Below are 14,128 nucleotides of genomic sequence, written 5' to 3' on the forward strand. Positions count from 1 at the left end.
AGATGGCAAGGATAGGATTTTTAAGCCACGCTGATATGAGCATACACTTTTTTAGACGCCCTATCATGCAGGCTTTAAAAGATATGGGGCATGAGGTTTTTGCTATCGCTCCAAAAGGAAATTTCACTAATGAGCTTGCTAAAAGCTTTCATAGTGTCACCTACGAGCTTGATAAGGCGAGCATAAATCCGCTAACCGTGATAAATAACTCAAAAAAATTATCTCAAATTTTAGGAGAGCTAAATTTAGACCTGCTGCAAACTGGCGCTCACAAGTCAAATGTCTTTGGCACGTTTGCTGCTAAAAATGCTGGCATAAAGCACGTGATAAATTTGGTCGAAGGCCTTGGTAGCTTTTATATTGATGATGATATGAAGACAAAGGCCGTGCGTTTTGTCATGGAGAGCCTTTATAAGCTCTCTTTTGCAAAAGCTGATGCTTGCATCTTCGTAAATGACGCGGATCCAGACTATCTGATCTCTAGAAATTTGATAGATAAAAGCAAAGTGTATCGCATAAAAAGTGTCGGCGTCGATACTGCTAAATTTGACCCAGCTATCACGCAGGCGGCGGACTTGGGTGAAAAAGAGGTGGTTCTCATGATCGCCAGAGCCATGTGGCACAAGGGTGTTCGTGAATTTTACGAGGCAGCAGAAATTTTAAATGGCTATAAAAACTGCGAATTTGTCTTTGTGGGCGAGGGCTTTGCTGGTAATAAATCAACTGCAGATGAGAGCTTTTTAAAAGGTGGCAAGGTGCGATATCTTGGCGCTAGAAACGACATACCACAGCTTTTAAAGGCTTCTTACTTGTTGGCTTTGCCAAGCTACAAAGAGGGCTTTCCAAGAACGGTTTTAGAGGCGATGAGCATGGCTAAAGCAGTCGTTGCAAGTGACGTGACAGGCTGTAATGAAGCTATAAAAGATGGCTACAACGGGCTTTTATGTAAGGTAAAAGACGCAAGTGATCTAGCTAGTAAGATAAAAATTTTACTTGATGATGAGGAGCTTTGCGCTAAGCTTGGGCAAAATGGCAGGGACTGGGCAGTTAGTGAGTTTGACGAGAAGCAAATCGCAAAAAGATATATAGAAATTTATAGGAAATTTATAGATGTATAGAAATTTTTTTAAAAGAGTGATTGATATTTTGGGGGCTTTGTTTTTGCTCATTTTAACATCGCCCATCATCATAGCAACGGCGATTTTTATCTATTTTAAGGTAAGCCGTGATGTCATTTTTACGCAGGCAAGACCAGGACTAAATGAGAAAATTTTTAAAATTTATAAATTTAAGACGATGAGCGACGAGCGTGACGCAAATGGCGAGCTTTTGCCAGATGAGCAGCGTCTTGGTAAATTTGGTAAGCTGATCCGCTCACTTAGTCTCGATGAGCTGCCACAGCTATTTAACGTGCTAAAAGGTGATATGAGTTTTATCGGACCAAGGCCGCTTTTGGTCGAGTACCTACCCATCTATAACGAAACGCAAAAGCATCGCCACGACGTGCGCCCAGGTATCACGGGTCTAGCGCAGGTAAATGGCAGAAACGCCATAAGCTGGGAGAAAAAATTTGAATACGACGTCTATTACGCTAAAAATTTAAGCTTTATGCTTGATGTAAAGATCGCTTTGCAGACCATCGAAAAGGTGCTAAAACGAAGTGGTGTCAGCAAAGAGGGGCAGGCGACGACGGAGAAATTTAATGGCAAAAACTAAGAAAATTTACATCTACGGAGCGAGTGGGCATGGGCTTGTGATCGCTGACATCGCTAGAGATAATGGCTATGATGAGATAGCTTTTTTAGACGATGCTAGCGAGCGTAAATTTAGCCCGGAGCTTGAAAAAGCTGACATCATAATAGCCATAGGTGATAATAAAACAAGGCAAAAGATCAGCCAAAAAGTAGAGGCTGCTGGCTTTGTGATAGTAAATTTGATCCATAAAAGTGCGGTCGTGAGCGAGAGTGCTGTGATAGAAAAAGGCGTAGTGGTCATGCCAAATGCCGTGATAAACGCAAAAGCTCGCATAAAAGAGGGCACTATCATAAACTCTGGCGCAGTGATAGAGCATGAGTGCGTGATAGGTAAATTTGCTCACATCAGCCCAAATGCAGCCCTTGCTGGAAATGTGAGCGTGGGCGAATTTACGCACGTTGGCATTGGCTCAAGCGTCATTCAAGGCATAAGCATCGGTAAAAACTGCATTATCGGCGCTGGAAGCGTGGTCATTAGAGATATAAAAGATGGCATAAAGGCGTATGGCGTGCCTGCATGCGAGCGTGCTAAGATATAAATTTAAAAATAAGTGCTAAAATCGCCAAAAAATCACGAAAGGTATGAAAATGGATAGGGTTTTTTTATCTCCACCAAATATGAGTGGAAAAGAGCAAGAATATATAAAAAAAGTTTTTGAAAGCAACTACATAGCGCCACTTGGCGAATATGTCAATAAATTTGAAGATAGCATAAAGGCTTATACTGGCGCCAAAGATGCGCTTGCACTATGCGCTGGAACTGCGGCACTTCACCTAGCACTTCGCGTCCTTGGCGTAAAAGAGGGCGATCTTGTGCTAGCTTCTAGCTTTACTTTCATGGCTTCAGTCTCGCCGATACTTTATGAAAAGGCAACTCCAGTCTTTATAGATAGCGACGAGAGCTGGAATTTAAGCCCAGAGCTACTTAAAAAAGCGATCTCAAATTTACCTAAAAAGCCAAAAGCATTAGTCGTCACTCATCTTTATGGACAAGCTTCAAAGATGAAAGAAATTTGTGAAATTTGCCAAAACGAGGGCATCGCTTTGGTCGAGGACGCAGCTGAAGCACTTGGTGGATTTTACGGCGGCAAGGCACTTGGCACATTTGGCGTGATGGGCGGATATAGCTTTAATGGCAACAAGATCATCACTACTTCAGGTGGTGGCATGCTAGTTGGAGATAGCGAATTTGTAGAAAAAGCTAGATTTTACAGCACGCAAGCAAGAGAGCCTTTGCTTCACTATGAGCATAAAGACTATGGCTACAACTACCGCTTAAGCAACGTTCTAGGCGCTATTGGCGTGGCTCAGATGGAAGTTTTAGAAAAAAGAGTCGAGCAAAAGAGAAAGGTCTTTGATATCTATGAAAAAGAGCTTGGCGATATTTTAGAATTTATGCCAGAGCTACCAAATTCTCGTGGAAACAGATGGCTCACAACTGGCGTTTTTGCTAAAAAAGATGCACATTTAAAGGTTATAAAAGCGCTAGCTGATGCAAACATCGAGAGCCGTCCGCTTTGGAAGCCTATGCACTTGCAGCCTGTCTTTAAAGGTGCGTTAAGCTTTGTTGATGGATATAGTGAAGACCTATTTTCAAGAGGAATTTGCTTGCCAAGCGGCAGCGATATGAGCGAGCAGACACAAGAAAGAGTGATAAAAATAGTCAAGGATAATGCGTAAATGTTTCATGCAACGAAGTTAAAAAGGCTCGTATTTTTCCTTCTTGGCGATGTTTTTATATTTGTTTTTTCGATATATGTGGCATATCTTTTAAGATTTAACGCCGACATCCCAGATATCTACGTGCAAGGGCTTTTTGTAACGGCTGGATTTTTGATCGTATTTAAGCTCTTTTTTATGTGGATGTTTAAAATTTACAAGGTGCCATGGAGATTTTTTGGCTTAAATGAAGCTCGTAAAATTTTCCTAGCTCACGTTTGTGCGGCGATCTTATTTACGATCGTATTTTTCATCATACAAGATTTTTTAAATCCTTACCCAAGAAGCGTCATTTTTATCGACCTTCTCATCTCATGCCTACTTATCGGGCTTTTGAGAATTTCAAAGCGTATGGTGCTTGACTTTTCAAACAGACCTCACAAGGGCGAGCCTTGTATCGTTATAGGCGCGACCTCAAAGGCGCTTCACGTCTTACGTGGCTTAAAGCAGGGCTATCTTGACTACTACGCAGTTGGCGTGGTAGATGGTAGAAGCGATCTTGTTGGCACATATTGCGATGGATTTTTAGTTCAAGATAAAAAAGATATACCAAGCCTTATAAAAGACTACGACGCAAAGACTGCTATCATCGCACTAGCGCTTGATCAAGACGAGCTTCAAGCTTTAGTTGATGAGCTGACTGGATATGGCATAAGAGATATGAAGCTCTTTTCGCTTATCGAAAATGAGCCGATCAAAGATATCTCGATCGAAGATTTGCTCGCTAGAAAGCCAAAAGACCTTAATCCAGAAGCCATTTCAAATTTCTTAAAAGACAAAAAAGTGCTTGTCACTGGAGCTGGCGGTAGTATAGGAAGCGAAATTTGTAAGCAGTGCTTGAAATATGGCGTAAGCGAGCTCATAATGGTCGAGCACAGTGAGTTTAACCTTTATAAAATAGGCGAAGATACAAGAGATAAAAGAACTGTTAGCAAGCTTGTAAATATCACAAATTTAAAAGACTTTGAAGAGGTTTTTGAGGAATTTAGACCAGAGATCGTCATCCACGCTGCAGCCTACAAACACGTGCCACTTTGCGAGCTAAATCCTCGCTCAGCAGTTGAAAACAACATCCTTGGTACAAAAAATGCAGTCGATCTTTCTAAAAAATATGGTGCTAAGAAATTTGTCATGATCTCTTCAGACAAGGCTGTGCGCCCAACAAATATCATGGGCACAACTAAGCGTGTTTGCGAGCTTTATGCGCTAAATTCAAACGAAGCAGGTGTCTGCGAGATAGTTTGTGTGCGCTTTGGTAACGTCCTTGGCTCAAGTGGCTCAGTCATACCTAAATTTAAGGCGCAGATCGCTGCAAACAAGCCTTTAAGCGTCACGCACCCAGAGATCACAAGATACTTTATGCTTACATCTGAAGCGTGTCAGCTAGTCCTTCAAGCAGCCTCTATCGCAAAAGGTGGAGAGCTTTTCGTGCTTGATATGGGTGAGCCAGTTAAGATCGTTGATCTTGCTAAAAAGATGCTTCTGCTTTCAAATAAAGAGCATCTAGGCATTGAATTTGTGGGGCTTAGACCTGGCGAGAAGCTTTATGAGGAGCTACTGATCAACAAAGATGACGTTCAAACTAAGTATGAGTCGATCTTCGTGACACACTCACAGCCTTATGATCTAACCCTTTTAAATTCACAGATAAATGGGCTTTTGCAGCTTGAAGATGACGAGGTGGCGCCTGCTCTTAAGGTGATCGTGCCAGAGTTTAATCATGCATTAAATTTAAAAGGCTAGTTTTGGTTATAAAAGATATTAAGAGATTTAGTGACACGAGATATAAGGCAAGGGCGTATATCTGCTATTTATTTAGTAGAAATTTGCCAAACAGACTGCCTGGAGTGTGCTTAGAAAACATAAAAGCTGGCTTTGATAAGATTAGCCACGAGATAGAAAATTTTGACGCACTATACATCTTAGATGAAAATGGCATACAAATCGAAGACTCGATCAGCCTAAATGAAAAGTATAAAATCCCAAAAGGCGAAAACCGCGCAAATAAAGCCTACTACTACACCGCTGTGCGCGAGAAAAGGTGTGTTTTAAGTGATCCATATCCATCAAGTCTAAATGGAGGTTTATGCGTCACAGCAAGCGTGCCTATCTATAATGAAAAAAATGAGCTTAAATTTATCGCTTGCATCGACATAAGCCTAGAAAATATCCTAAATATGGTCGATAGCGGCTTTGTCGAGGAGCATTTTGGTAGATTTTTAAAGACAGTTTATGCGCTCTTTTGTGCATCGCTTTTTATGATCTGCGCATTTTTATTTTGGCACGGCGTAAAGAGCTTTATCTCAAAGAGCATCGAGCATATAAATGTCGAAGAAATTTTTGAATCAACCATCATTTTAACGCTGGCCCTTGCCATTTTTGACCTTGTTAAGACGATATTTGAAGAAGAGGTTTTAGGTAAAAATCACGAAGAAAATAGCGTTATTTATAAGACGATGGTGAGATTTATCGGCTCCATCATCATCGCACTTGCGATCGAAGCGCTTATGCTAGTCTTTAAATTTGCTATCACTGCACCTGAAAATATCATAAATGCTATCTATCTAATAGGCGGAGTGGCGATGCTGATGACAGCACTTAGCTTTTATCTCTTTAGTGTAAAAAGACAAGAGAACAGATGATCGCTATTATTGATTATGGCGCTGGCAACATCAAAAGCGTGATAAATGCTTTTAAATTTCTTGGACATGAGTGCGTTTTGCTAAGTGAGCCTGGGAGCTTAAAAGAGCACTCTCACATCGTTTTACCAGGCGTTGGAGCTTTCGGCGAGGCGATGAAAAAGCTCAAATTTAACGGCATGGATGAAGCGATAAAAGAGGCTGTAAAAAGTGGAAAAGCCTTTATAGGAATTTGCCTTGGTATGCAGCTTTTATTTGAAAAGAGCTTTGAATTTGGCGAGCATGATGGACTTTCTCTTTTGCCAGGAGAGGTTGTTAAATTTGACGAGGCTAAATTTGACAAGCCACTAAAGATCCCACATGTTGGCTGGAACACGCTTAGTTTTAAACAAAATAGCCCTTTAAGATTAGGATTAAAAGAGCTTGAATATTTATACTTTGTGCATAGCTACCACGTGGTTTGCGATTATAAATTTGCGCTTGCGAAGACAACTTATGGATATGAATTTACAAGCGCGGTGCAACATGAAAATCTCTTTGGTTTTCAACCTCATCCAGAAAAAAGTCATGAGGTTGGGCTTAAAATTTTAGAAAATTTTGCGAGGTTGTGATGGAAATTTTCCCAGCGATAGATCTAAAAGAGGGGCAAGCAGTTAGACTTAGTAAAGGGCTAATGCAAAGCGCTAAAATTTATAGCAGTGAGCCAAGCGAGCTTGCTAAGAGGTTTGAAGATTACGGCGCAAAATGGCTGCATGTGGTCGATCTTGATGGAGCATTTGCAGGAGAAGCTATAAATTTTAACACGATCGAAAAGATAGTAAAAGCTACAAATTTAAAAGTGCAAGTGGGTGGCGGCATAAGAGATGAAGAGCGTATAAAGCGCTATTTGGACCTTGGAGTTAGCAGGGTAATCCTTGGCTCGGTTGCCCTTCGTGATCCAGAATTTACAGCAAAAATGGCTGGAATTTACAGGGTCGTAGTTGGCATAGATGCCAAAGATGGCTATGTGGCAGTGCAAGGTTGGGGTGAGGTTTCAAGCATAAAAGCAGTCGATCTTGCAAAAAAATTTGCAGATGTGGGTGTAGAAGCTGTGATTTGCACCGATATTAACAAAGATGGAATGCTTGGCGGAGTTAATGTTGATTTTAGCTTGCAAATAGCTAGAAGCAGCAAGCTTGAGACCATAGCAAGTGGCGGTGTGAGCGATATAAACGACATTTTGGTACTTAAAGAGACAAAAGAGATAGCTGGTGTGATCGTTGGTAAAGCTTACTATGAGGGACGACTTGATTTGAAAGATGCTTTCAAACAAGTTGGCTAGCGTTAAAGCTTTTATAAATTTTAATTAGCTAGAATAGGGCAATTTTTACTAAAAGGATATTATGTGAAGATTTTGGTTGTAGATGACAGCTCAACAATGAGAAGGATCATAAAAAATACTTTGCAAAGGTTAGGACATCAAGAAATTCTCGAGGCTGAGCACGGGCTTGAAGCTTGGAATATCTTGACACAAAACGAGGGTATTGAGGTTCTTATTACTGACTGGAACATGCCTGAGATGAATGGTCTTGAGCTTGTTAAAAAGGTAAGAGCTGAGCAAAAATATGTTGATATGCCTATCATAATGGTAACAACAGAGGGCGGAAAAGCCGAGGTTATAACAGCTTTAAAGGCAGGTGTTAATAACTACATCGTTAAACCTTTTACGCCACAAGTTTTAAAAGAGAAGCTTGAAGACGTTCTTGGTTAATGAAAGATAAATTTTACGAATTAAGCATCAAAACATCAAATTTTTATGATGAAATTTTAGAGTTAGTTTTTTCTTTTGGGGTCACCTGTGTAGAAGAGCTAGATCACGAGATCATCATCAGGGAAGAGTATGATCTAAAAGATATAGCTTGGGGTGTCGAAGAGTATGTAAAAGGGCTCTCTAGTGTTCGTAAAATTTCAAATGATTTAAAAATTTCTCTTAACTTAAAAGAAAATAAAGACTGGCTAGGCGAATATAAAAAGGCAGTTAAGCCTATTTTGGTTGATAAAATTTATATTAGACCTAGCTGGGAAGAGCCACTTAGTGGCGTAACAAATATCATAATCGACCCAGCTCTAGCCTTTGGCTCAGGGCACCATGAAAGCACAAATTCTTGCTTGCAACTTTTACAGAAATATGCAAAAAGTGGCGATAGCGCTTTAGATGTGGGATGCGGAAGCGGGATATTAAGCATAGCTTTAGCAAAGCTTGGCTGCAAGGTCGATGCTTGCGATACAGACGAGCAGGCCACGCAAAGCTCTCAAAGTAATGCCCAGCTAAATGAGGTTAAATTTAATAAAATTTGGACAGGTTCTATTGCAAATTTAGAGCAAAAATATGATATCGTCGTAGCAAATATCATTGCTGATGTCATTTTTATGCTCTCAAATGACTTGAAAAAATCGCTTAAAAAGGGCGGCTATTTAGTATTGTCTGGAATTTTGAATAAATACGAAGATAGGATTAAAGATACGTTTAAGGATTTGGAGCTAGTTGAGATAAAACAGGCTAATGATTGGGTTAGCTTTGTTTATAAGGAAATGGATGAATAATCAAAATAATAACCAAAATAATGGCGATAATAACGGGTTTTTTAACAAAAATCCCATCTTTATCTTTGCTATTTTTGCGATAGTTATAGTTCTAGCTTTTAGAAGCTTTAGTGGCGACGGACTAGGCGGTACTTTTGGGCTTAGTAGCAATGCTCAAAGCAAGATGATAGCTTATTCTGAATTTAAGGATATGCTAAAGAATAAGCAATTAAATGAAGTTGCGATATCTGAAACCACGATAAAAGGCGTTGGTAATGACAAAACCATCTACCTCGCAAAGCGCATAAATGATCCAACGCTCATTGGCATACTTGAGCAAAACGGCATAACTTACAGCGTTTATAGCGAAAATAACTGGTTTGGAGATCTTATATTTTCATGGATCATACCGGTGTTTATATTTTTTGCTATTTGGATGTTTATCGCTAGTCGCATGCAAAAGAATATCGGCGGTGGCATACTAGGTATAGGAAGTGCAAAAAAGCTTATAAATTCTGAAAAACCAAAAGTTAAATTTGACGATGTTGCAGGCGTTGAAGAGGCAAAAGAAGAGGTTCAAGAGATAGTTGATTATCTAAAGAGCCCAGATAAATATCTAAGACTTGGAGCTAAAATCCCAAAAGGTATTTTGCTAGTTGGCCCTCCAGGCACTGGTAAAACGCTTCTTGCGAGAGCTGTTGCAGGCGAGGCTAGCGTGCCATTTTTCTCTATGTCGGCATCAAGCTTTATAGAGATGTTTGTTGGCGTTGGTGCAAGTAGGGTTAGAGACCTTTTTGAAAATGCTAAAAAAGAGGCTCCAGCGATTGTATTTATAGATGAGATCGATGCGATCGGTAAGAGCAGAAATTCTGGTCCGATGGGTGGCAATGACGAGAGGGAGCAGACGCTAAATCAGCTTCTTTCTGAGATGGACGGCTTTGATGCAGATAAGTCGCCAGTCATCGTTATAGCTGCTACAAATAGACCTGAAGTTTTGGATGCTGCGCTTTTAAGACCGGGTAGATTTGACAGACAAGTGCTTGTTGATAAGCCTGATTTTAAAGGACGTTGTGACATCTTAAAAGTCCATATGAAAGATGTTAAAATCGGCAAAGATGTAAATATCGAGGATATCGCAAGGCTTACTACTGGTTTAGCAGGTGCTGATCTTGAAAATATCATAAATGAGGCGGCACTTCTTGCAGGACGTAAGTCAAAGACTTTTGTTGAGCAGGCTGATCTAGTGGAGGCTGTCGAGAGATCGATAGCCGGCCTTGAGAAAAAATCACGCCGTGTAAATCCAAAAGAGAAAAAGATAGTCACTTACCATGAAAGCGGCCATGCCTTGATAGCTGAGCTAACAAAAGGTGCAAAAAGAGTGACAAAGGTTTCAGTCGTGCCACGCGGTCTTGCAGCGCTTGGCTATACACTAAATACGCCTGAAGAGAATAAATTTATGATGCAAAAGCATGAACTGCTTGCAGAAGTGGATGTGCTTTTGGCTGGTAGGGCTGCTGAAGAGGTATTTATAAAAGAGATATCAACTGGAGCTAGCAACGATCTAGAGCGTGCAACTGATATCATAAAAGCTATGGTTAGTATGTATGGTATGAGCGATGTTGCTGGTCTTATGGTGCTTGAAAAGCAACGCGCGACATTTTTAAATGGTGGACAAAGCATAAAAGACTATAGCGACAAGATGGCTGAAAAGGTTGATGAGTTTGTAAAAGCACTTCTTCATGAGAGATATACAGCTGTGCTTGGTCTTCTTGAAATTTATAAAGGCGCCATTGAAAACATGGTTTCGGCACTTTATGAAGAAGAGACTATCGAGGGAAAAAGAGTTAGAGAGATCATCAAAAACTACGAAGAAGAAAATGGTCTTGAAAGCAGGCTTGTAGAGCTTGAAGAAGAGGAAAAAGGCAAAAAAGAGGAATAAAAATGAGTGGCTACATCGCAAAAGCAGGGTATAAATTTATATTATTCTTTTTGATTTTATTTGCTATATCTGCATTGTTTGGTATTGTGCCACTATTTTTTCTAGCACTGCTTCTTTTGACTCTATATTTTTTTAGAGACCCTGAAAGAGAGCCTTTTACTGATGATAAATTAGCCTTACTTTCGCCCATAGATGGTAAGATAAAAGAGATCAGCGTTTCAAATTTTGATGATAAAGAGGTAGCTAAGATAGTTATCTCAAAGCCATTTTTTGGCGTAGGTACGCTAAGAGCTATAAGCGATGCTAACGTCACTGAAGTTAAAAAAAGGCATGGGCTCTTTTTATGCCAGGCTATGAAAATTTCAGAGATGCTAAACGAAAGAGCGATAATTCGTTTTGAAAAAGGAAATATCAAATTTGCTATGAAGATCATAGCTGGAGTTTTTAGTAGAAGTTTAGAAATTTATAACATTACCAGTCTAAAAGCCTCTAGAAAATTTGGCTTTTTAGGAAGCGGCGAAGTGATATTATACTTGCCAAGAGATACTAAAATTTGCGTAAGTGTTGGTGAGAGTGTTAAAGCTGCTTCACTTCTTGGATACTTTGAAGAGGAAAAATAAAATGAATAGCATACAAAAAATGCAGTTAATGTATATATTGCCAAATTTATTTACCGCAGCAAGCGCTTTTTTGGGCGTTATAAGCATTATTTCATCTATTCAGGGGAACTATTTTAAAGCTATTATTTACATCATTCTTTCACTGATTTTAGACGGACTTGATGGACGCGTGGCAAGACTTACAAAGACTACAAGCAAATTCGGAGTGGAGTTTGATAGCCTTGCGGACCTTGTAGCATTTGGTGTGGCTCCAGCGATTTTATTTTATCTAACAGTTGGTGCAAAATTTGGCAGATTTGGTGCGCTAATAGCAGCCATGTTTGTAGTCTTTGGAGCTATTAGACTAGCTCGTTTTAACGTCACTACCGGCACATACGAACCAAATGTTTTCATCGGACTTCCTATACCATCAGCAGCGATTGTCAGTGTGCTTTGGATCGGCATTTATGTAGACTACACGTTCTTAGAGGGTTTTGAGTGGTGCTTGATATTGCTTGAAGCAGTTTTAGCTATCTTGATGGTTAGTAATATCCGCTACCCAAGCTTTAAAAAGATGAATTTAAAACAAACTCATGTTATACGAATTTTAGTAGCACTTGTAGTTGTCTTTTCTATGCTTTATCTATATCCATTCGAGAGCGCAACTTTAGTAATGAGTGTTTATGTGCTTTATGGTATTATTAGAGCGGCTATAATGTTTAGCAAAAATCACAAAAAAAAGGAGAGCGAATGAGCGAAAATGGCATAATAAAATCGCGTAAATTTTTACCAAAAATTGAAATCAAAAACTCTCTACTGCTGCTACTTAGGTAGCAAATTCTTCTTTACTTAACTCATTAAATTTAAATATAAAAAATCATAAAAGGACAAAAAATGGATAAAAATAAAATTATAATCTTTGATACGACTTTAAGAGATGGCGAGCAAAGCCCAGGAGCTTCTATGAACACAGCTGAAAAGCTTCAGATCGCACTTCAGCTTGAAAGGCTTGGTGTAGATGTGATGGAGGCTGGATTTGCAGCTGCAAGTCCAGGGGACTTTGACGCGGTAAATCAGATCGCAAAGCAAGCTTCAAACATCACTGTCTGCTCGCTTGCACGTGCGGTTGAGCGTGACATCAAGGCAGCTGGCGAGGCATTAGCTCCAGCAAAAAACAAAAGAATTCACACCTTCATAGCAACAAGTCCGATCCACATGCAATATAAGCTAAAAATGAGCCCAAATGAGGTGATCAGGCGTGCAGTTGAGGCGGTGCAATACTCAAAAACATTTTGCGATGATGTGGAGTTTAGTTGCGAGGATGCTTGCAGAAGCGAGATGAGCTTTTTAAAAGAAATTTGCGAAGCAGCGATAAATGCAGGAGCAAAAACCATAAACATCCCAGATACGGTTGGTTACTTGTATCCAGAGGAGATCACGGCTCGCATCAGCGAAATAGTAAAATTTATAGGTGGTAGAGCGGTAGTTTCGGTGCATAACCACAACGATCTAGGCATGGCAACAGCAAATTCACTAGCTGCTATAAAAGCTGGTGCAAGGCAGGTTGAAGGCACGATAAATGGCATCGGCGAGCGCGCTGGAAACGCTGCGCTTGAAGAGATCGTGATGGCTATAAAAACTCGTCAGGACGTCTTTGCGCCGCTTTACACAGGCATCATCTCAAAAGAAATTTATCCGACTTCAAGACTGATCGCTAGCATCACAGGCATCGAGCCACAGCCAAACAAAGCGATCGTTGGCAAAAACGCCTTTGCGCACGAGAGTGGTATCCACCAAGACGGCGTGCTAAAACACAAAGAGACTTACGAGATCATCAGTGCTGAGAGCATTGGCTTGGAGAAAAACTCGCTCGTTCTTGGCAAACACAGCGGCCGCCATGCGTTTAAAGATAAACTTGCTAGCCTTGGATTTGACCTTGATAGCGATGCGCTTAATAAGGCGTTTGAGAAATTTAAAGACTTGGCAGATAAGAAAAAAGAGATATTTGACGATGATATCAGAGCGCTTGTTGCAGAGGAGATCACCAAGATCCCGCAAGCTTACGAGATCACAGACTTGCTTCAAAGTAGCGGTGGCAGCTTAGCAAGTGCCTCTATGAGTATCAGGCACAACGACGAGATCGTTAGCGACTCAGCCCTTGGCAATGGCACAGCAGATGCGATATTTAAGGTAGTTGATCGCATTAGTGGCATTAACGGCACGCTCAAAGACTACAAGGTCACAGCTGTTTCTCAGGGCAAAGATGCCCTTGCAAAGGTCGATGTAAAAGTCGAATTTGAGGGCAAGACAGCTGTAATGGGTCACGGACTTGATATCGATACGATGATGGCAAGCGCTAAGGCCTATGTCGGTGCACTAAATAGCTACCTTCGCATCCATAAAAACTAAATTTTTAGCTGGCTGCTAAATTTGCAGCTGGCTAATTTAAATTTAGCTACTCTTTAAATTTACTACGTTTTACAAATTTTAAAATTCCATTCACTCGCAAGAATTGACTACTAAAATTTGGCTTCGCTTGCAGCTTAGCTCAAATTTTAGAGCCGAAATTACTCGTTCACGAAATTTTAAAATTTGCCTGACGCCCACTGACATACAAACGCATGCAGTGTGCCAGCACCATTGCATGCACCTCTAACGTGCGATGGGTTTAGGGGATTTAAAGGGGGATAAGAGGACGGCCTCGTAACTTGAGTCCCCTTGTCTCCATTTTGGATAAAAGAGTTTATAAATTTAAAATCTGGATTTCAAAAATATAAATTTACTATTTTACAAATTTTAAAATTTCATTCACTCCTAAGAATTGACTACTAAAATTTGGCTTCGCCTATAGCTTAGCTCAAATTTATGGCCGAAATTACTCGTTCATGAAATTTTAAAATTTGATAGAGTTTTTTG

The 14,128-nt window shown here is 40.2% G+C and carries 14 protein-coding genes; all 14 read left to right on the forward strand.

Annotated elements, in window-relative coordinates:
- Nucleotides 1–2: 2 nt before the first annotated feature.
- The 14 genes from pglA to F3G98_RS06205 all read left to right on the forward strand — a co-directional run bounded on the left by pglA (nt 3) and on the right by F3G98_RS06205 (nt 13,621).
- Nucleotides 3–1,118 carry a N,N'-diacetylbacillosaminyl-diphospho-undecaprenol alpha-1,3-N-acetylgalactosaminyltransferase gene (gene pglA, locus F3G98_RS06140; RefSeq protein WP_149712110.1) on the forward strand — a complete coding sequence of 372 codons (1,116 nt, stop codon included), beginning with the start codon at nt 3–5 and terminating at the stop codon, nt 1,116–1,118.
- A complete protein-coding gene (gene pglC, locus F3G98_RS06145) occupies nt 1,111–1,716 on the forward strand; it encodes an undecaprenyl phosphate N,N'-diacetylbacillosamine 1-phosphate transferase (RefSeq protein WP_148806340.1) in 606 nt (201 codons plus the stop codon). Before pglA ends, pglC begins: the two co-directional genes overlap by 8 nt.
- The gene (gene pglD, locus F3G98_RS06150) at nt 1,703–2,293 is read left to right on the forward strand and encodes a UDP-N-acetylbacillosamine N-acetyltransferase (RefSeq protein ID WP_149712111.1); all 591 of its coding nucleotides are present in this window, start codon (nt 1,703–1,705) and stop codon (nt 2,291–2,293) included. Before pglC ends, pglD begins: the two co-directional genes overlap by 14 nt.
- Before the next feature lie 49 nt (nt 2,294–2,342).
- Nucleotides 2,343–3,434, forward strand: coding sequence for a UDP-N-acetylbacillosamine transaminase (gene pglE / locus F3G98_RS06155; protein WP_103570226.1), 1,092 nt, complete (start codon nt 2,343–2,345; stop codon nt 3,432–3,434).
- Entirely contained in the window at nt 3,435–5,216 is a 1,782-nt protein-coding gene (gene pglF / locus F3G98_RS06160; RefSeq protein ID WP_103608276.1) for a UDP-N-acetylglucosamine 4,6-dehydratase (configuration-retaining), read from the forward strand. It abuts the gene before it with no gap.
- Between the two features lie 2 nt (nt 5,217–5,218).
- The gene (locus tag F3G98_RS06165) at nt 5,219–6,115 is read left to right on the forward strand and encodes a PDC sensor domain-containing protein (protein ID WP_103573201.1); all 897 of its coding nucleotides are present in this window, start codon (nt 5,219–5,221) and stop codon (nt 6,113–6,115) included.
- Nucleotides 6,112–6,723 (forward strand): imidazole glycerol phosphate synthase subunit HisH, encoded by a 612-nt coding sequence (gene hisH / locus F3G98_RS06170; protein WP_103608277.1) that lies wholly within the window; start codon nt 6,112–6,114, stop codon nt 6,721–6,723. The genes F3G98_RS06165 and hisH overlap by 4 nt, the downstream gene beginning before the upstream one ends.
- Nucleotides 6,723–7,433 carry a 1-(5-phosphoribosyl)-5-[(5-phosphoribosylamino)methylideneamino]imidazole-4-carboxamide isomerase gene (hisA, locus tag F3G98_RS06175; RefSeq protein ID WP_149725902.1) on the forward strand — a complete coding sequence of 237 codons (711 nt, stop codon included), beginning with the start codon at nt 6,723–6,725 and terminating at the stop codon, nt 7,431–7,433. The genes hisH and hisA overlap by 1 nt, the downstream gene beginning before the upstream one ends.
- Nucleotides 7,434–7,496: 63 nt before the next feature.
- A complete protein-coding gene (locus F3G98_RS06180; RefSeq protein WP_002939933.1) occupies nt 7,497–7,862 on the forward strand; it encodes a chemotaxis response regulator CheY in 366 nt (121 codons plus the stop codon).
- Nucleotides 7,862–8,695 (forward strand): 50S ribosomal protein L11 methyltransferase, encoded by an 834-nt coding sequence (locus tag F3G98_RS06185; protein WP_103608279.1) that lies wholly within the window; start codon nt 7,862–7,864, stop codon nt 8,693–8,695. The genes F3G98_RS06180 and F3G98_RS06185 overlap by 1 nt, the downstream gene beginning before the upstream one ends.
- Entirely contained in the window at nt 8,688–10,613 is a 1,926-nt protein-coding gene (gene ftsH, locus F3G98_RS06190) for an ATP-dependent zinc metalloprotease FtsH (protein ID WP_103608280.1), read from the forward strand. The genes F3G98_RS06185 and ftsH overlap by 8 nt, the downstream gene beginning before the upstream one ends.
- 2 nt (nt 10,614–10,615) lie before the next feature.
- Nucleotides 10,616–11,233, forward strand: a complete 618-nt coding sequence (locus F3G98_RS06195) for a phosphatidylserine decarboxylase (RefSeq protein WP_103608281.1) — start codon at nt 10,616–10,618, stop codon at nt 11,231–11,233.
- Between the two features lies 1 nt (nt 11,234).
- Nucleotides 11,235–11,966 carry a CDP-diacylglycerol--serine O-phosphatidyltransferase gene (gene pssA / locus F3G98_RS06200; RefSeq protein WP_021086093.1) on the forward strand — a complete coding sequence of 244 codons (732 nt, stop codon included), beginning with the start codon at nt 11,235–11,237 and terminating at the stop codon, nt 11,964–11,966.
- A gap of 140 nt (nt 11,967–12,106) precedes the next feature.
- A complete protein-coding gene (locus tag F3G98_RS06205; RefSeq protein ID WP_103608282.1) occupies nt 12,107–13,621 on the forward strand; it encodes a 2-isopropylmalate synthase in 1,515 nt (504 codons plus the stop codon).
- The last annotated feature ends 507 nt before the right edge of the window (nt 13,622–14,128 follow it).

Source organism: Campylobacter concisus, from assembly GCF_902460895.1.
Lineage (GTDB): Bacteria > Campylobacterota > Campylobacteria > Campylobacterales > Campylobacteraceae > Campylobacter_A > Campylobacter_A concisus_BC.

Excerpts from the sequence above, each read along its gene's own strand:
- hisH (WP_103608277.1), top strand. The coding sequence starts at position 6,112 with ATGATCGCTATTATTGATTATGGCGCTGGCAACATCAAAAGCGTGATA.
- pglA (WP_149712110.1), top strand. The coding sequence starts at position 3 with ATGGCAAGGATAGGATTTTTAAGCCACGCTGATATGAGCATACACTTT.
- pglF (WP_103608276.1), top strand. The coding sequence starts at position 3,435 with ATGTTTCATGCAACGAAGTTAAAAAGGCTCGTATTTTTCCTTCTTGGC.
- pglE (WP_103570226.1), top strand. The coding sequence starts at position 2,343 with ATGGATAGGGTTTTTTTATCTCCACCAAATATGAGTGGAAAAGAGCAA.
- ftsH (WP_103608280.1), top strand. The coding sequence starts at position 8,688 with ATGAATAATCAAAATAATAACCAAAATAATGGCGATAATAACGGGTTT.
- pglC (WP_148806340.1), top strand. The coding sequence starts at position 1,111 with ATGTATAGAAATTTTTTTAAAAGAGTGATTGATATTTTGGGGGCTTTG.
- F3G98_RS06195 (WP_103608281.1), top strand. The coding sequence starts at position 10,616 with ATGAGTGGCTACATCGCAAAAGCAGGGTATAAATTTATATTATTCTTT.
- hisA (WP_149725902.1), top strand. The coding sequence starts at position 6,723 with ATGGAAATTTTCCCAGCGATAGATCTAAAAGAGGGGCAAGCAGTTAGA.
- pglD (WP_149712111.1), top strand. The coding sequence starts at position 1,703 with ATGGCAAAAACTAAGAAAATTTACATCTACGGAGCGAGTGGGCATGGG.
- F3G98_RS06185 (WP_103608279.1), top strand. The coding sequence starts at position 7,862 with ATGAAAGATAAATTTTACGAATTAAGCATCAAAACATCAAATTTTTAT.
- F3G98_RS06205 (WP_103608282.1), top strand. The coding sequence starts at position 12,107 with ATGGATAAAAATAAAATTATAATCTTTGATACGACTTTAAGAGATGGC.
- pssA (WP_021086093.1), top strand. The coding sequence starts at position 11,235 with ATGAATAGCATACAAAAAATGCAGTTAATGTATATATTGCCAAATTTA.